The following is a 16,432-nucleotide window of genomic DNA, read 5'->3' as shown; positions in this document are numbered from 1 at the left end:
CGTCAGGATCCGGCGCCGGGCGCCCCGCCCGACGCGCCGGCTGCCGCCGCGTCGAAGCTGGACGCGATGTGCGCTGCCAGCGCCTCGCGGTCCTCGAGCGGGAGGAACGCGGCATCGACGGCATTGAGCGTGAGCTCGAGCAGATCACCGAGATCGTAGTCGAACGTGTCGACGAGCAGTTCGAACTCCCCGGTCAGCGTCACCCCGCTCATCAGGCGGTTGTCGGTGTTCACCGTCACCTTGAAGCCGAGCTGGTAGAGCAGGTCGAACGGATGCGCGTCGATGGTGGAACCGAAGGCCTCGATGGCCCCGGTCTGCAGATTCGACGACGGGCACAGCTCGAGCGGGATACCGCGGTCGCGGACCCAGGCCGCGAGACGCCCGAGATTGGCGATCCCCACCTCCTGCCCGTCGGTCTGCTCCTCGTCCGCGGACTCCTCGATCTCGATGTCCTCCGCGATCCGCACCCCGTGGCCGAGGCGCAGCGCGCGACCGGCGACGAGCGCGTCCTGGATGCTCTCGAGGCCGGCCGCCTCACCCGCATGGATGGTCACGGGGAACTGCTCGGAGGCGAGGAACGTGAAGGCCTCGGCGAAGCGGGACGGGAGGAAACCGTTCTCGGCTCCGGCGATGTCGAAGCCCACGGCGCCCCGGTCGCGATGCCGGACGGCGAGCTCGGCGATCTCCTGGCCACGGTCGGCGTGGCGCATGGCCGTGATGAGCTGGCCCACCTGGATGATGCGCCCGGCGGCGATCGCCGCCGCGGCGCCTGCGTCCAGGCCCTCCTGGACGGCCTCGACGGCCTCGTCGAGCGAGAGGCCCTGCGCGGTGTGCTGCTCGGGTGCCCAGCGCACCTCGCCGTAGACGACGCCGTCGAGTGCGAGGTCCTCGACGAACTCCCGGGCCACCCGGATGAGCCCCTCGCGGGTCTGCATGACGGCGATCGTGTGGTCGAAGGTCTCGAGGTAGCGCTCGAGCGAACCGGAGTCCGCGGATTCACGGAACCAGGCGCCGAGCGCCTCGGCATCGCCGGCCGGGAGATCGTGGCCGATCCCGGCAGCGAGGTCCAGGATGGTGGCCGGCCTCAGCCCGCCGTCGAGGTGGTCGTGGAGCGAGATCTTGGGCAGGGTGCGGATGTCGATGGCAACGCCGGAGGCGGCCTCGTGCTGGGTCTGGGTCACCCTGCCAACCCTACGCCTACGCGATGCGGTCGATGATGAGCTGCTGCGCCGGACCCATGGCCCCGGGCGCGATCACGACGGCGTCCGCGAGGGCCTCCCGCGCGCGGTCGAACTTCTCCGGGGTGTCGGTGAGAAGCGTCATGAGCGGCTCGCCGGCGCGGACCCGGGCTCCGGGCTTCGCGTGCATCCGCACACCGGCCCCGGCCTGCACCTGGTCCTCCTTGCGGGCGCGCCCGGCGCCCAGGCGCCAGGCGGCCACACCCACGGCGAGGGCGTCGAGCTCCACGAGGACGCCGTCCGCAGGTGCGAGGATCACCTCGGACTCCCGCGCCACCGGCAGGGCCGCCCGCGGATCGCCGCCCTGCGCCTCGATCATCGCGTTCCACACGTCCATGGCGCGGCCGTCCTGCAGGGCTGCCGCGGGATCGGCGTCCCGCACACCGGCGGCGGCCAGCATCTCCTCGGCGAGGCGCACGGTGAGCTCGACGACGTCGGCCGGGCCGCCACCGGCGAGGACCTCCACGGACTCCTCCACCTCGATGGCGTTCCCCGCGGTGAGACCGAGCGGGGTGCTCATGCCGGTCAGCAGCGCCACGGTGTTGACACCGGCGTCCTTCCCGAGGGCCACCATGGTCTCCGCGAGCTCGCGCGCCTGGCCCACGTCCTTCATGAACGCGCCGCTGCCCACCTTGACGTCGAGGACGAGCGAACCGGTCCCCTCGGCGATCTTCTTGCTCATGATCGAGGAGGCGATCAACGGGATGGCCTCCACCGTGCCCGTGACGTCACGCAGCGCGTAGAGCTTCTTGTCGGCCGGCGCCAGGCCGGTCCCGGCGGCGCAGATGACGGCGCCCACCTCTGAGAGCTGGCGCAGCATGTCCTCGTTGCTCAGGTGGGCCTGCCAGCCCGGGATCGACTCCAGCTTGTCCAGCGTGCCGCCCGTGTGGCCGAGGCCGCGCCCCGAGAGCTGTGGCACGGCCACGCCGAACACCGCCACGAGCGGCGCCAGCGGCAGGGTGATCTTGTCACCGACGCCACCGGTGGAGTGCTTGTCGCTCGTGGGGCGGTCCAGGGAGGAGAAGTCCATCCGCTCCCCGGAGGCGATCATGGCGGCCGTCCAGCGGGAGATCTCCGCGCGGTTCATCCCGTTGAGCAGGATCGCCATGTTCAGGGCTGCCATCTGCTCGTCGGCGATCTCGCCGCGCGTGTAGGCGTCGATGGTCCAGTCGATCTGCTCCGGCGAGAGCACGCCGTGGTCACGCTTGGTACGGATGATGTCGACGGCGTCGAAGGCTTCAGTCATGGGAGGTCCTTGGCTTGGTGGGTCTGTGGTGGGTCGGTTCCCCGAGGGGAGCCGGAGATGGGGAGGGTTACGGCTCAGCCGAGATGCTGCGGACCGAAGGCGTCGGGGAGCACCTCGTCCATGGTGCGGACACCGCTGACGGTCATGAGCACCATGTCCGGGGCCCTGAATTCGTACAGCAGCTGGCGGCAGCGCCCGCAGGGCATGAGGGTGTTGCCCTCGCCGTCCACGCAGCTGAAGGCGGTGATGCGTCCGCCGCCGCTCATCGCCAGCGCACTGACGAGGGCGCATTCGGCGCAGAGGGTGAGCCCGTAGGAGGCGTTCTCCACGTTGCAGCCGGAGATGATGCGGCCGTCCTCGAGCAGTGCTGCTGCTCCCACGGGGAACTTCGAATAGGGCACGTACGCGTTGGTCATCGCGTCCCGCGCAGTGGCGGCGAGGCGGTCCCAGGGAATGTCCTGCTCCGTCAAGACAGCTCCTAGCCCTTGATGTAGGGGATGCCGCTGGCCCCCGGTGCCCGCGAGCGTCCCACCAGCCCGGCGACGGCGAAGACGGTCACCACGTACGGCAGCATGCGCAGGAACTGGTCCGGCACAGGGGTCCCGAGCAGACTCAGCACGTTGGAAAGATTCGTCGCGAACCCGAAGAGCAGTGCCGCGAAGAACGCGCCGATCGGGTTCCAGCGGCCGAAGATGAGAGCTGCGAGGGCGATGTAGCCCTGGCCCGCGGTCATGTCCTTGCCGAAGCCGGAGACGGCCACCAGCGTGAAGAAGGAGCCGCCGACCCCCGCGACCACGCCGGCGAGGAGCACGTTCACGAAGCGCCTCCGGTTGACGTTGACACCGAGCGTGTCGGCAGCCTTGGGGTGTTCGCCCACCGCGCGGGTGCGCAGACCCCACCTCGAGTGGTACAGGGCCACGTACACCACCGCGACGGCGACGTACATGAGGTAGCCCACGATGGTCTGCTCGAAGAGGATGGGGCCGATGATCGGGATGTCCGCGAGGAAGGGGATCCTGATCACCGGCAGGCGCGGCGGCGAGTTCCATCGCTGGGAGTCCTCGCTGAGCACGGCCGAGAAGAGGAAGCCCGTGAGCCCCGAGACCAGGACGTTCAGCACGACGCCGACGATCACCTGGTTCACCACGTACCGGATGCTGAAGACGGCCAGGACGAGGGAGACGAGCACGCCCGCCGCGGCCGCGGCGACGAGTCCGACGAAGGCGCTGCCCGAGAGCGAGGCGGCGACCGCGGCCGCGAACGCACCGAACAACAGCTGCCCCTCGATCGCGATGTTGACGACGCCGGAGCGCTCGCAGAGCACGCCCGAGAGCGAGCCGAAGATCAGCGGGACCGCCAGGGTCACGGATCCTGCGAGAAGCCCGTAGAGGGCCACGTTCGGGGTGCGCGCGCTGCCCACCACCCAGGTCAGGAAGGCGATGAAGAAGAGGACCGCGAAGACCGCCGGCACCCAGGTGGGCGTCCTGACCCCAGCCCGGGTGCGCACGACGGCGAGAACGGCGAGCGCGAGCATGACGAGCGTGCAGACCCACCCGATGATCGGCGCGGAGACCACGAGCGACGGGAGGACGATCGCGTCGTCCGCCTCGGAGAGCCTGAAGGTCACGCTATTGCCCGGCGCTCCGAGCGCGAAGACGACGAGGCAGAACAGGGCGACCACGGAGAGGATGATCGGGTTCTTCCAGCTGCGCACGCCCGAGGTGCCGGTGCCGGTGCCGGTCGCTGTGGTGGTGGTTGCTGTGCTCATGCTGCTGCTCCGGTCGAGGCTGGCGTGCGGGGGGTGGTGCTGCCCTTGCCCACGGCACCGGGCACCGGGAGGCGGAAGAGGGCGCGGACGAGTGGCGGTGCCGCGATGAACAGGACGATCAGCGACTGCACCACGAGGACGATGTCGATGCTCGTCCCGGTGGAGGCCTGCATGGTGACACCACCGGCACGGAAGGCCCCGAACAGGATGCCTGCCGCGAAGGTGCCCCAGGGCGAGGAGCGCCCGAGGAGCGCGACGGTGATCGCGTCGAAGCCGAAGCTCGCGGCCACACCGGAGGTCAGGACCTTCTCCGTCCCGGACACCTGTGCCACTCCTGCCAGGCCTGCGAGGGCCCCGGCGATCGCCATCGCGAGGATGTAGCCCTTGCTCACGCTGATGCCGGCCGTGCGCGCTGCGCTGGCATTGGCGCCGACGGCCCGGAGTTCGAAGCCGATCGTGGAGCGGTTCAGCAGCCACCACACGAAGACGGTGGCCACCACGGCGACCACGAATCCCCAGTGCAGGCGGAAGGCCGGGCCGAGGAGCAGCGGGTAGACGGCCGTCCCGTCCAGCTGCGGACTGATCGGATTCGTGGAGCCGGGGCGCTGGAAGGCCGAGGTGCTCAGGAAATACAGCACGAGGTTCGTGGCGATGTAGTTGAACATGATGGTCAGGATGACCTCGTGGGCGCCGGTCCGGGCCTTGAGGAGACCCACGAGACCGGCCCAGATGGCCCCTCCGACCATGCCCGCGAGAACGACGAGCAGCAGGTGGAGCCCGGCGGGGAGGTGCAGGGTGAAGCCCACCCACGCCGCGAAGGTGGCCCCGATGAGGATCTGGCCCTGAGCACCGATGTTGAACAGGCCGGCCCGGAAGGCCAGGGCCACACCCAGGCCCGCGCAGATCAACGGTGTCGCCACGGTCAGGGTCTGGGTGAGCGGATAGATCACGCTCGTGAAGGAGGTGCCCCTGACATTGATGACGGAGCCCTGGAACAGCGCGATGTAGGCGTTGGACGCCGCTGACCACGCGGCTCCCAGGGTGTCCTGGGGGCGGGTGAAGAAGTAGGACGACGCGCGCCCCACCGCGGGGTCGGTCACCGCGATCAGCAGGCCGCCCAGGATCAGTGACAGCACCACGGACAGGAATGCGACGAGCGCGTTCCCGGTCATGATGCGCTGCAGGAGGGTTTGCGAAGCGGTCTCCGGTTCGGGTGCTGCAGCGGCGGGTGGTGGGAGCGCTCCGTCGGCCGTCTCGGCCGCCTTCTCGGTGCGGACCTCGTCCTTCCGGTCGCTCTGCCGCGCCTGGCGCCGGGTCGGCGGGGTCGTGGCTCCGGTACCCGGGGGCACCCGGTTATCCTCCTGCGGACTCACAGGTCTCCTCCTTGAACGTCGTGGGCCTGCGCGAGTGCCTCGTCGGCGGGCATGCCGGCCATCATGAGGCCGAGGACATCGCGCGAGACCGTGCCGGGCACGATCCCCATGAAGCGGCCGCGGTAGAGCACGGCGATGCGGTCGGCGAGCTCCAGGACCTCGTCGAGCTCCGTGGAGACGATGATGACGGGGGTTCCGCCGTCCCGCTCCGCGACGATGCGCCGGTGCAGGAACTCGATGGACCCCACGTCGACGCCGCGCGTGGGCTGCGAGGCGATGAAGAGCTTGAGGGGGCGCGAGAGTTCCCGCGCCATGACGACCTTCTGCTGGTTGCCGCCCGAGAGTGTGCCGGCGGCGGAGGACGCCGACTGGGTACGGATGTCGAACTCCTCGATCTTCTCCTCGGCGTTCTTCCTGATCGCGGCCGGGGACATGGACAGACCCCGGGCGAACGCGGCGTCGTCGTACCGGTTCAGCACGAGGTTCTCCGCGACCGTGAAGCTGCCCACGAGTCCCTCGACGCTGCGGTCCTCGGGAACGAAGCCCACACCGGCGCGGATGATGTCCTTGACGCTGCGTCCCACGAGCTCCACGCCGTCGAGGGTGATCGATCCGCTCACGTGATCCTGCAGACCGAGGATCGCCTCGGTGAGCTCCGTCTGGCCGTTGCCCTGGACACCGGCGACGGCGAGGATCTCACCCTGCGACACGTCGAAGCTGAGCCCGTCCACCACGCGCTGGCCGTTCGCTGCCTGGACCACCAGGTCGCGGACGCGGAAGCTCGCCTCTCCGGGGGTGGCCGGCGCCTTGTCGAGGGTCAGGCTCACGGAGCGCCCCACCATGAGGGAGGCGAGTTCCGTGGTGGAGGCGCTGGGCTCCGCAGTCCCCACCACCTTGCCGCGACGGATCACGGTGATGACGTCGGAGACGGCCTTGACCTCACGCAGCTTGTGGGAGATGAAGACGATCGACTTCCCGTCGGCCGTGAGCTGTCCCATGATGCCGAGGAGTTCGTCGGTCTCCCTGGGTGTCAGCACGGCAGTCGGTTCGTCGAGGATCAGCACCTCGGCGTCGCGAACCAGCGCCTTGATGATCTCGACGCGCTGCTGCACGCCCACGGGCAGGTCCTCCACGACCGCGTCGGGGTCGACGGCGAAGCCGTACTGGTCGGAGATCTCCCGGATGCGCTCCCGCGTCCGCGCAAGATTCAGTAGGCCCCCGGCCTTGGTGGTCTCGTTCCCCAGGGCCACGTTCTCCGCGACGGTGAACACCGGCACGAGCATGAAGTGCTGGTGCACCATGCCGATACCGGCTGCCATGGCGTCCGCCGGGCCCTTGAAGACCACGGGCTCGTCATCGACGCGGATCTCGCCCTCGCTCGGGTCGTAGAGACCGTAGAGCACATTCATGAGGGTGGACTTCCCCGCCCCGTTCTCCCCGAGGAGGCTGTGGACCTGCCCCGGCTCCACGACGAGATCGATGTGATCGTTGGCGACGAGCGAGCCGAAGCGCTTCGTGATGCCGATCAGTTCGAGTTTCACAACTCAACCAGCCTGTTCTGTTGTCTGCGATGGTTCTCCGCTGGCACGCGCACTGCAGTTCTCGCACGCGCGCAGGACGGACGCAGAACCGCCCTCGTCCCTGCGGGACCCCGCGGGGAGGAAGGCGGTTCTGCGTCGGGTACCGACTACTCCGGGCTGGCGTCCGAGCCGACCGTGATCTCGCCGGAGATGATCTTCTCCTGCAGATCGTCGAGCGTCGACTGCAGATCGTCCGGGACGTTGGCCTCCTGGTCGTGGAACGGGGCCAGAGCCACACCACCGTTCTCCAGGGTGCCCACGTAGGGCGTGTTGTCGAACTCGCCGTCGACGTCGGTGCTGATGACGTCCTCGACGGCGTCGCCCATGAGCTTCATGACGGAGGTGAGGATGAACTCCTCGCCCTTGCCGGCCGTCTCGTAGCCGTCCGAGTCGACCCAGACCGCCTTGACGTCCTTGCCGCCGGAATTGGCCTCGATGACCGCATCGAGCGTGCCGGAGCCCACCGGACCGGCGACCGGCATGATGATATCGGCACCCTCGTTGATGAAGTTCTGGGTGTTGGTCTTACCCGCGGCAGCGTCCGAGAAGTTACCCACGAAGGTGCCGTTCTGGCTTTCCTTGTTCCAGCCGAGGAGCTGCACGTCCTCGCCCGTCTCCTCGTTGTAGTAGGCCACACCCTCGGCGAAGCCGTCCATGAAGATGGTCACGGTGGGGATGTTGATACCGCCGTAGGTGGCCACCTTGCCCGTCTCACTCGTCGCGGCGGAGGCGTAGCCGGCCAGGAACGCGGCCTGGGCCGTGTCGTAGATGATCGGCTTGACGTTGGGCAGCTCGATCGAGTTGTCGTCGACGATAGCGAAGTTGGTCTCGGTGTTCGCCTCCGCGGTGGACTTCGTGGTGTCAGCAAGGTTGTACCCGACGGTAACAATCAGATCGCACCCGCCCTGCACCATGGAGTCGACGTTCGGAATGAAGTCGGTCGAAGCTTGGGACTCCGCCTCGTTGGTCTCGATACCGAGATCTGTCTTGGCCTTCTGCAGGCCCTCGTAGCTCGACTGGTTGAACGAACGGTCGTCGAATCCGCCCTCGTCCGACACGATGCAGCCGAGGTAGTCGGAGTTCGCCCCCGCGTTCGAGCCGCCGGAGGACTCCTCGGCGGGCGGCGCGCCGCACCCGGACAGGACGAGGGCCGATGCGCCGAGGACGGCGGCTGACAGGCCGGTTCCGCGCGAGAACCTGCGCAGTGAGTTCTTCAAAATGCCTCCAGGAAAAAGAAGTACGCCACGGGGACGAATACCAGTGAGTGTCCATCACGGGTCGCTATTGATCCGAGGCTCTGTTTTCACTGAGAGACCGTGGCGCCGCGACAGCGTCGATGCAGCACGTATGCGATCATCCTAAGGCTCTGGTGACGTGGAACACGACACGGGCACTGCCGGGCCCCCCGATCGTTCAGGATTCGTTATGCGTCCGCGCGCCTCAGCGGCCGTTGCCGAGGACAGCCTGCAGCGCCGCCGCCGCCATGACGCGGATCCCGCACCCGATGGAGCGCTCGTCGGGCGCGTAGTCGCCGCGGTGTAGATCGAACGTCTCCCCGCCGGGTGTGCGCGTGCCGAGCCGCATCATGGCGCCGGGTACCTCCTGGGTCATCCAGGCGAAGTCCTCCCCGCCCATCGACTGCGGGGTCAGCACCACGGCCCGCGCACCCAGCTCGGCACGCGCGGCGGCTTCCAGGAGACCGGTCTCGGCTTCCTGGTTCACCACCGGCGGCACACCGCGGATGTGCTCCAGTCTCACATCCACGCCGAACGGGGCCGCGACCTCCCGTACCGCCCGGTCCAGCAGCTCCCCGGCGGACTCCCACGCCTCGCCGTCGAGGCACCGCAGCGTGCCGGACATGAAACCGTGGGCGGGGATCGCGTTGGGGGCGGATCCGGCATGGATCTGCCCCCACACCACCGAGACGGCACTGCGCACGTCGATCCGGCGGGACAGGATCGCCGGCACGTTGACGGCGATCGATGCGAGCGCGAAGACCAGGTCCTCGGTCAGGTGCGGCCGCGAGGTGTGCCCGCCGCGCCCGCTGAGTTCCACGCGGATGGTGTCCGAGGCCGAGGTGATGGCACCGATGCGCGTGCCGACGAGTCCGACGTCGATCCGCGGGTCGCAGTGCAGGGCCAGGATCCGTGGCAGCCCGACCAGGACACCCTGGGAGATCACGTCGAGGGCACCGCCGGGCATCATCTCCTCGGCGGGCTGGAAGATGATCCGCACCGTACCGGGCAGCGGGTCGGCGGCGTCGAGCTCGGCGAGCACGGCGGCGACGCCGAGCATCACGGTCGTGTGGATGTCATGGCCGCAGGAATGGGCTATCCCCTGGTTCTCCGAGGAGTAGGCGAGGCCGGTCTCCTCGGAGATGGGCAGGGCGTCGATGTCCGCGCGCAACCCGAGGACCAGCGCCCCCCGACCGATGTCCACGAACACCCCGGTTCCCGTGAGTCGCTGCGGAGCCAGGCCCGCCCGCTCGAGCCGGGCGACGATGAGCTCCGTGGTCAGCTGCTCCCTGAAGGACAGTTCCGGGTGGCGGTGGAACTCTCGCCGGAGTTCCGTCAGGCCGCCGAGCAGGGGCTCGAGGGCTACGCCCACGCGCGAGGTCGAGGCACTCTGGGCGTTGTACGTTTCCACGTCCTCAGCCTACCGACCGGGGCGCGGCGCCGACGCACGCGGGCCGCGTCACGAGCACCCGGGCGGTCGTGACCGACCGTGTGCGGTCTAGAGCACGTCCGTGTCTCCGCTGGCACGCAGGCGTTCCACGGCCTTCTTGACCTCTTGCGCGTGCTCCTTGGTGGTCACGAGCAGGGCGTCCGGGGTATCCACGATGACGACGTCGTCGATCCCGATCAGCGCGATCACGCGCTTGGTGTCGGAGACCACGATGCCCGAGGCGTTCTCGGAGAACACCCTGGCTCCCTCGCCCATCACCGTCAATTCGCTGTTCTCCTCGGCCGGGTTGAGGCGGCCGATGGCGGCGAAGTCCCCGACGTCGTCCCACGTGAACTCACCGGGAATCATGGCGACGTCGCCGGCGGCTGCCGCCGGTTCCGCCACTGCGTAGTCGATCGCGATCTTCGGCAGGGTGGGCCAGACGCGGCGCGCCACCTCCACGCGCTGCGGGGTGTCCCAGGCTGCGGCGATCTCCAGCAGACCGGCGTGCAACTCGGGTTCGTTCGCAGCGAGGTGCCGGAGCATGAGGTCCACGGGTGCCACGAACATCCCGGCGTTCCAGGAGTAGTTGCCGCTGTCGATGTACCCGTCCGCGACGGCCTGCGAGGGTTTCTCCACGAACTCGATGACCGCACGCGCCGTGGGCGCCCCGGCGACGGACAGGGGCTCGCCCGCACGGATGTAGCCGAAGCCGGTGGACGGGTGGGTCGGCTTGATCCCGATCGTGACGATATAACCCTGGGCCGCCGTGTGGATTGCCTCCCGCACCGCGTCCTGGAAGACCTCGACGGGGGCGATCACCTGGTCCGCCGCGAAGGACCCCATGATGATGTCCGGGTCCCGGCGGTGCAGGATCGCAGCGGCGAGGCCGATGGCGGCCGCGGAGTCCTTCGGCTCGGCCTCGAGGACCAGGTCCGTGTCCTGAATCTCGGGAAGCTGCGCGAGCACCGCACGCCGGTGCACGATCCCGGTCACCACCATGATCCGGCCGCCGCTGAGCGGCAGGAGCCTGTCGTAGGTGGCACGGATCAGCGTGCTGCCGGAGCCGGTGAGATCGTGCAGGAACTTCGGCGCCGCCGCACGCGAGAGCGGCCACAGGCGTGTCCCGGTGCCTCCCGCGGGAATGACGCCGTGGAAGCGGTCCAGCACACTGTCGGGGTTCCGGGCAGCCGCCCTCTCTGTACTCATCAGTCCCACGGTAACCGACGCCCGCCCGAGCCGGACCCGACGCCGGCGGGCCGGGACGGCAGTACGGGCCGGTGTCTACAACGTCACAGGTCAGGCGCACCTACCTTGAACGGTAAATGTCGGCGGCCTAGATTATCGTTGTCCACAAGAGTGCTGTCGCACCGGCGTAATCATTGCGTACAACGCGCTAACGCCCTGGCGATGCAGGGAGGTCATTTCGATGTCGAAGACACTGGTACCAGCAGGCACCCTCTACCGTGGCCGGGAGGGCCAGTGGTCCTGGGTGGCCCACCGCATCACGGGAGTGGTGATCTTCTTCTTCCTCCTCGTGCACGTCCTCGACACGTCGCTCGTGCGCGTCTCACCCGAGGCGTACGACGCCGTGATCGCCTCCTACAAGAATCCGATCATGGGCCTGGGTGAACTCGGGCTCGTCGCAGCCATCGTGTTCCACGCCTTCAACGGGATCCGTGTCATCCTCGTGGACTTCTGGAAGAAGGGCCCGAGGTACCACCGGCAGATGCTCTGGAGCGTCGTCGGACTCTGGGCCGTCGTCATGATCGCCTTCTCGATCCGCCATCTCATGCACGTCTTCGGAGGTTAGGACCCATGGCCACGCCAACAATCGAAAGCCCGCGCTCCGGCCGCGTCTCGCCGGGATATTCCCGCTCATCGGCCTCCCGGGGCAACTTCGAGATGATCGCCTGGCTCTTCATGCGGTTGTCCGGAGCCCTGCTGGTGGTGCTCATCTTCGTCCACCTCTACGTCAATCTGGTGACCGGCGACGGCATCAGTGCCATCGACTTCGGCTTCGTCGCCGGCAAGTGGGCCGATCCACTGTGGCAGATCTGGGATCTGACCATGCTGTGGCTCGCCATGCTGCACGGCACCAACGGCATCCGCGTGATCATCAACGACTACGCCGAGAAGAACAGCACCCGGATGTGGCTCAAGGGAGTGCTGTACACCTCCACCGTCGTGATCGTGGTCCTCGGAACCCTCGTGATCTTCACCTTCGACCCCTGCCCCGTGATCGACGGCGTCGCCCACGTGGCCGACTACTGCTCCGCCACCTAGGCACCTGCTGCACCTCGGCAGATCCGCAGGACGGATGCGACGCAGCGCCCGTCCCGCACCACCACCGGTTCCAACAGAAAGAGCGACCAGCATGCAGGTCCACAAGTACGACGTCGTCATCGTCGGCGCGGGTGGCGCGGGAATGCGCGCTGCCATCGAGTCCGGGCAGCGCGCCCACACCGCCGTCCTGACGAAGCTCTACCCCACGCGATCCCACACGGGTGCCGCACAGGGCGGGATGTGCGCGGCCCTGGCCAATGTCGAGGAGGACAACTGGGAGTGGCACACGTTCGACACGGTCAAGGGGGGGGACTACCTCGTGGACCAGGACGCCGCCGAGGTCATGGCGAAGGAAGCCATCGAGGCCGTGCTCGATCTCGAGAAGATGGGCCTGCCCTTCAACCGGACGCCCGAGGGCCGCATCGACCAGCGGCGTTTCGGCGGCCACACGCGTGACCACGGGAAGGCGCCGGTGCGCCGTTCCTGCTACGCGGCCGACCGCACGGGGCACATGATCCTGCAGACCCTGTACCAGAACTGCGTCAAGCACAACGTGGAGTTCTACAACGAGTACTACGTGCTCGATCTGCTGATGGTGGACCAGGAGGTCACCGTGGACGGTGAGACCCGCCTCGAGAAGCGGGTGGCCGGCGTCGTGTCCTACGATCTGGCCTCGGGCGAGCTGCACATCTTCCAGGCCAAGTCGATCGTCATCGCCTCGGGGGGCGTCGGCAAGGTCTACAAGACGACCTCGAACGCGCATACCCTGACCGGAGACGGTATGGGCATCGCCTTCCGCCGTGGCATCCCGCTGGAGGATATGGAGTTCTTCCAGTTCCACCCGACCGGACTCGCGGGCCTCGGGATCCTGCTCTCGGAGGCCGCCCGCGGCGAAGGCGCCATCCTGCGCAACTCCGAGGGTGAGCGCTTCATGGAACGCTACGCGCCGACCATCAAGGATCTCGCCCCGCGCGACATCGTTGCCCGGTCCATGGCCAACGAGGTGCGGGAGGGGCGCGGAGCCGGGCCGAACAAGGACTACGTCCTGCTCGACCTGACGCACCTCGAGCCGGCGCACATCGATGCGAAGCTCCCGGACATCACCGAGTTCGCCCGCACGTATCTCGGTGTGGAGCCGTACACCGAGCCCGTCCCGGTCTTCCCCACCGCGCACTACGCCATGGGCGGGATTCCCACGAACATCTCGGCCGAGGTGCTGGCGGACAACGACACCGTGGTTCCCGGGCTCTACGCCGCCGGCGAGGTGGCCTGTGTCTCCGTGCATGGCTCCAACCGGCTCGGGACCAACTCGCTCCTGGACATCAACGTCTTCGGCAAGCGCGCCGGCATCGCGGCGGCAGCCTACGCGCTGACCGCGGATTTCGTCGAGATCCCGGAGAATCCCACGGTGGAGACCGAGGAGCTGCTCAACCGGGCCCGCAGCTCGGAGGGCGGCGAGCGGGTGGCCCTCATCCGCAAGGAACTGCAGGACATCATGGACGCCAATGTCCAGGTGTTCCGCACCGAGGAGACACTGCTCGAGGCCCTGAGTGTCATCGAGAGCCTCGAGGAGCGGTACACGCGCATCACCGTCCAGGACAAGGGCAAGCGGTTCAATCTCGATCTGCTGGAGGCTGTGGAACTCGGCTTCCTGCTCGACATGGCCAAGGTGATGACGGCGGCCGCGCTGCATCGGCAGGAATCCCGCGGGGGCCACTTCCGTGAGGACTTCCCCGAGCGCGACGACGAGAACTTCATGACGCACTCCATGGCCTACAGGGACCCCAGTGCCACGAGGACCAGCGGCGTCCGCCTCGAGACCAAGCCCGTGATCTTCACCCGTTACCAGCCGATGGAGCGTAAGTACTGATGAGCACCGAAACGATGGAAAAGGAGCCGGCCTCCAAGGTCGAGCTCGCACCCGGCGTCGGAGGCGGCGGGGAGATCCCGACCTTCGACATCACTCTCAAGGTGCGTCGCTACAATCCCGAGATCTCGGACGAGGCGCACTGGGACGAGTGGAAGCTGACCATGTATGGCACGGACCGCGTGCTCGACGCCCTCCACCGGGTCAAGTGGGAGCACGACGGCTCGGTGTCCTTCCGGCGGTCCTGCGCCCACGGTGTCTGCGGTTCGGACGCCATGCGCATCAACGGGCGCAACCGCCTGGCCTGCAAGACGCTGCTGAAGGATCTCGACACGTCCAAGCCGATCCTGGTGGAACCCATCAAGGGCCTGCCGGTGGAGAAGGACCTCATCGTGGACATGGAGCCGTTCTTCCAGTCGTACCGCGAGATCATGCCCTTCCTCGTCAGCAAGGGGCACTCCCCCACCAAGGAGCGCCTGCAGTCCTCCGAGGAGCGTGAGCGGTACGACGACACCACCAAGTGCATCCTGTGCGCGGCGTGCACCTCGTCCTGCCCCGTCTTCTGGACCGATGGCCAGTACTTCGGGCCGGCAGCCATCGTCAACGCGCACCGCTTCATCTTCGACTCGCGCGACGACGCCGGGGACATGCGGCTGGAGATCCTGAACGACAAGGAGGGTGTCTGGCGCTGCCGGACCACCTTCAACTGCACCGAGGCGTGCCCCCGTGGCATCCAGGTGACCAAGGCCATCTCGGAGGTCAAGCAGGCCATCCTGACCCGGAAGGTCTGATCAGTCCCTGAGGCGGCGGCGGCTCCGCTGCCTCAGGGACCCCGCCTTCGCATGATGCTCACGCTCGGCTGCGCCCTGGGCGTCGGCCGAGGCGATCGCGCACCACGCCGTCGCGAGCAGATACACCTGGCTGAGGAGAAAGAACCAGACGAAGAGCGCGAGGATCACGGCAAAGGAGAACAGGAGTGGGTTGTTTCCCACACTGCCGAGGATCTGCGCCGAGAAGGTCCTCAGCACCGTGCTGCCGAAGCCTGCGAGGATCGCCCCCCGGCGGAGGATCGGCTTGGGCATCTCGATCGCAGAGGCGGACCCGAGCAGGATCGCGGCCATGAGGGTATCCAGCAGGATCATCAGCAGGAAGCCTGCTCCCTGCGTGAGGATCTGGGTCACCGCACTGAGCCGGAGGACCAGGAGCAGTGCGTCGAGAGTATTGTTGGCGATGACCCCGAGGGCTGTGGTCACGAGCATCACGGCGCCGAGCAGGGCGAGGGTGCCCAGATCCCTGACCCTGAGCAGGAACGGGTTCATGGCCACGGGGCGCAGGGCGAAGAGGCCGCGCATGGCCTGACGCATCCCGGCGATCCAGCCGAGCGAGGTCACCAGCATCACGATGGTGAAGACCACAATTGCCCATCCCAGTCCGCTCGTCGCGTCGAACAGGGCCTGCGGCTTCAGCAGCCCGCCGTCACCCTGCCCGCGGTCTATCAGCCCCGGCACGGACTGGTCGAGGGCGTTGACGGAAATGGTCCGCAGTGCCTCGTTGCCTGCGATCACGATGCCGACCGTCGCGAAGCCCACCACGAGGAGTGCGGCGATGGCGAAGAAGAGCCGGTAGGCGAGCCCGGCGGCCATCAACGGGCCACGTCGCTCCACGTACAGGAGCAGGACGCGCACCGGCTGGGTCGTGGAGATGCGGAACAGGACCACGTTCATCCGGGCGAGGAGAAGTTCCGAACCACCGATGCCGGAACGGTTGAGCCGGCCGAGCCTGACCTGGGCGTCGATCACCCTGCGCCGGAGATCGGGCAGATTCGTGGGGTACGGCTGATCAACCGGGGGCGGTTTGGGAACGGTCAGTGTCCTCGCCAAGGATCAGCTCCTCCCTCAACGTCCACAAACCTGTGGGAACGTGCTCATAGAGTCCCATGGTCCGCACCTCGAAGGCAGACTCGAAGCCGGCCAGTTCCCGCATCGCGTGGTCCATGGCGGCATCCGAGACGTCGTGCGCCACGGTGACGTGCGGATGGAAGTCGAACGCGAGGTCACGCTCGAGCGGACCGGTCTGCAACCTGGAGTGCAGACCGACGCACTCCTCGAAGCCCGCTTCGAGCCGGAGGAACACCACCGGGGAGATCGGCCTGAAGGAGCCCGTACCGTGCAGGCGCACCAGGAAGGGCTCCTGCCGCCGGGCGACGCCGCGGACATGCCGGATCGTGGCGTCCCAGTCGGAGGCGGGCGTGGTGGTGATGAGGGTGATGTGGGGCGGCACGAGTGCGGCCATCGGGTCTCCGAAGGAGGCCCGCAACGCCTCGAGGGTTCCCGCGAGTGGCTCGGGGACGGGGATCGTGATGCCCACGCAGCTCTCGCCGGATGGTGTACGGGACACGGCTGACCCCTCT

At 68.0% G+C, this 16,432-nt stretch carries 15 protein-coding genes; 4 read left to right on the top strand and 11 right to left on the bottom strand.

Annotated features, from left to right (window positions below):
• Nucleotides 1-2: 2 nt before the first annotated feature.
• The 9 genes from FQ377_RS07935 to FQ377_RS07895 all read right to left on the bottom strand — a co-directional run bounded on the left by FQ377_RS07935 (nucleotide 3) and on the right by FQ377_RS07895 (nucleotide 11,078).
• On the bottom strand, nucleotides 3-1,181 hold the full coding sequence (locus FQ377_RS07935; protein WP_148600715.1) for an adenosine deaminase: 1,179 nt from the start codon (nucleotides 1,179-1,181) through the stop codon (nucleotides 3-5).
• Nucleotides 1,182-1,197: 16 nt separating this feature from the next.
• Nucleotides 1,198-2,484 carry a thymidine phosphorylase gene (locus FQ377_RS07930; protein ID WP_148600714.1) on the bottom strand — a complete coding sequence of 429 codons (1,287 nt, stop codon included), beginning with the start codon at nucleotides 2,482-2,484 and terminating at the stop codon, nucleotides 1,198-1,200.
• Nucleotides 2,485-2,558: 74 nt separating this feature from the next.
• Entirely contained in the window at nucleotides 2,559-2,954 is a 396-nt protein-coding gene (locus tag FQ377_RS07925; protein WP_262364340.1) for a cytidine deaminase, read from the bottom strand.
• A gap of 8 nt (nucleotides 2,955-2,962) precedes the next feature.
• On the bottom strand, nucleotides 2,963-4,252 hold the full coding sequence (locus FQ377_RS07920) for an ABC transporter permease (protein WP_148600713.1): 1,290 nt from the start codon (nucleotides 4,250-4,252) through the stop codon (nucleotides 2,963-2,965).
• Entirely contained in the window at nucleotides 4,249-5,625 is a 1,377-nt protein-coding gene (locus tag FQ377_RS07915) for an ABC transporter permease (RefSeq protein WP_395858474.1), read from the bottom strand. Before FQ377_RS07915 ends, FQ377_RS07920 begins: the two co-directional genes overlap by 4 nt.
• Complete coding sequence (locus FQ377_RS07910) at nucleotides 5,622-7,166, bottom strand: ABC transporter ATP-binding protein (RefSeq protein ID WP_148600712.1); 1,545 nt, start codon at nucleotides 7,164-7,166, stop codon at nucleotides 5,622-5,624. Before FQ377_RS07910 ends, FQ377_RS07915 begins: the two co-directional genes overlap by 4 nt.
• Nucleotides 7,167-7,312: 146 nt before the next feature.
• Nucleotides 7,313-8,422: a BMP family lipoprotein gene (locus FQ377_RS07905; protein WP_148600711.1), complete on the bottom strand. Its 1,110-nt coding sequence runs from the start codon at nucleotides 8,420-8,422 to the stop codon at nucleotides 7,313-7,315.
• A 223-nt stretch (nucleotides 8,423-8,645) separates the two neighbouring features.
• The gene (locus FQ377_RS07900) at nucleotides 8,646-9,851 is read right to left on the bottom strand and encodes an amidohydrolase (protein ID WP_148600710.1); all 1,206 of its coding nucleotides are present in this window, start codon (nucleotides 9,849-9,851) and stop codon (nucleotides 8,646-8,648) included.
• Between the two features lie 87 nt (nucleotides 9,852-9,938).
• The gene (locus tag FQ377_RS07895; RefSeq protein WP_148600709.1) at nucleotides 9,939-11,078 is read right to left on the bottom strand and encodes a mannose-1-phosphate guanylyltransferase; all 1,140 of its coding nucleotides are present in this window, start codon (nucleotides 11,076-11,078) and stop codon (nucleotides 9,939-9,941) included.
• 220 nt (nucleotides 11,079-11,298) lie between these two features.
• On the opposite strand from FQ377_RS07895, the gene sdhC reads away from it, so the two are divergent.
• The 4 genes from sdhC to FQ377_RS07875 all read left to right on the top strand — a co-directional run bounded on the left by sdhC (nucleotide 11,299) and on the right by FQ377_RS07875 (nucleotide 14,813).
• Entirely contained in the window at nucleotides 11,299-11,682 is a 384-nt protein-coding gene (gene sdhC, locus FQ377_RS07890) for a succinate dehydrogenase, cytochrome b556 subunit (protein ID WP_136453117.1), read from the top strand.
• Between the two features lie 5 nt (nucleotides 11,683-11,687).
• A complete protein-coding gene (locus FQ377_RS07885; RefSeq protein ID WP_148600708.1) occupies nucleotides 11,688-12,155 on the top strand; it encodes a succinate dehydrogenase hydrophobic membrane anchor subunit in 468 nt (155 codons plus the stop codon).
• 91 nt (nucleotides 12,156-12,246) lie between these two features.
• Nucleotides 12,247-14,025: a succinate dehydrogenase flavoprotein subunit gene (sdhA, locus tag FQ377_RS07880; RefSeq protein ID WP_148600707.1), complete on the top strand. Its 1,779-nt coding sequence runs from the start codon at nucleotides 12,247-12,249 to the stop codon at nucleotides 14,023-14,025.
• Complete coding sequence (locus FQ377_RS07875) at nucleotides 14,025-14,813, top strand: succinate dehydrogenase iron-sulfur subunit (RefSeq protein WP_148600706.1); 789 nt, start codon at nucleotides 14,025-14,027, stop codon at nucleotides 14,811-14,813. Before sdhA ends, FQ377_RS07875 begins: the two co-directional genes overlap by 1 nt.
• Here FQ377_RS07875 and FQ377_RS07870 read toward each other — a convergent pair whose 3' ends face one another.
• Both FQ377_RS07870 and FQ377_RS07865 read right to left on the bottom strand, forming a co-directional pair.
• Complete coding sequence (locus FQ377_RS07870) at nucleotides 14,814-15,902, bottom strand: YihY/virulence factor BrkB family protein (protein ID WP_148600705.1); 1,089 nt, start codon at nucleotides 15,900-15,902, stop codon at nucleotides 14,814-14,816.
• Nucleotides 15,862-16,419, bottom strand: coding sequence for a 2'-5' RNA ligase family protein (locus FQ377_RS07865; RefSeq protein ID WP_262364339.1), 558 nt, complete (start codon nucleotides 16,417-16,419; stop codon nucleotides 15,862-15,864). The genes FQ377_RS07870 and FQ377_RS07865 overlap by 41 nt, the downstream gene beginning before the upstream one ends.
• Nucleotides 16,420-16,432: the final 13 nt, after the last annotated feature.

The sequence above is a fragment of the Arthrobacter echini genome (assembly GCF_008107445.1).
Taxonomy (GTDB): domain Bacteria; phylum Actinomycetota; class Actinomycetes; order Actinomycetales; family Micrococcaceae; genus Arthrobacter_D; species Arthrobacter_D echini_A.
Note: the sequence above shows the minus strand (reverse complement) of the source record. Positions and strands in the feature narration are given on the sequence as shown.

What these genes read in the sequence shown, in the direction of transcription:
- FQ377_RS07930 (WP_148600714.1), bottom strand. Translation starts at nt 2,484, where the DNA reads ATGACTGAAGCCTTCGACGCCGTCGACATCATCCGTACCAAGCGTGAC.
- FQ377_RS07920 (WP_148600713.1), bottom strand. Translation starts at nt 4,252, where the DNA reads ATGAGCACAGCAACCACCACCACAGCGACCGGCACCGGCACCGGCACC.
- FQ377_RS07895 (WP_148600709.1), bottom strand. Translation starts at nt 11,078, where the DNA reads ATGAGTACAGAGAGGGCGGCTGCCCGGAACCCCGACAGTGTGCTGGAC.
- sdhC (WP_136453117.1), top strand. Translation starts at nt 11,299, where the DNA reads ATGTCGAAGACACTGGTACCAGCAGGCACCCTCTACCGTGGCCGGGAG.
- FQ377_RS07885 (WP_148600708.1), top strand. Translation starts at nt 11,688, where the DNA reads ATGGCCACGCCAACAATCGAAAGCCCGCGCTCCGGCCGCGTCTCGCCG.
- sdhA (WP_148600707.1), top strand. Translation starts at nt 12,247, where the DNA reads ATGCAGGTCCACAAGTACGACGTCGTCATCGTCGGCGCGGGTGGCGCG.
- FQ377_RS07875 (WP_148600706.1), top strand. Translation starts at nt 14,025, where the DNA reads ATGAGCACCGAAACGATGGAAAAGGAGCCGGCCTCCAAGGTCGAGCTC.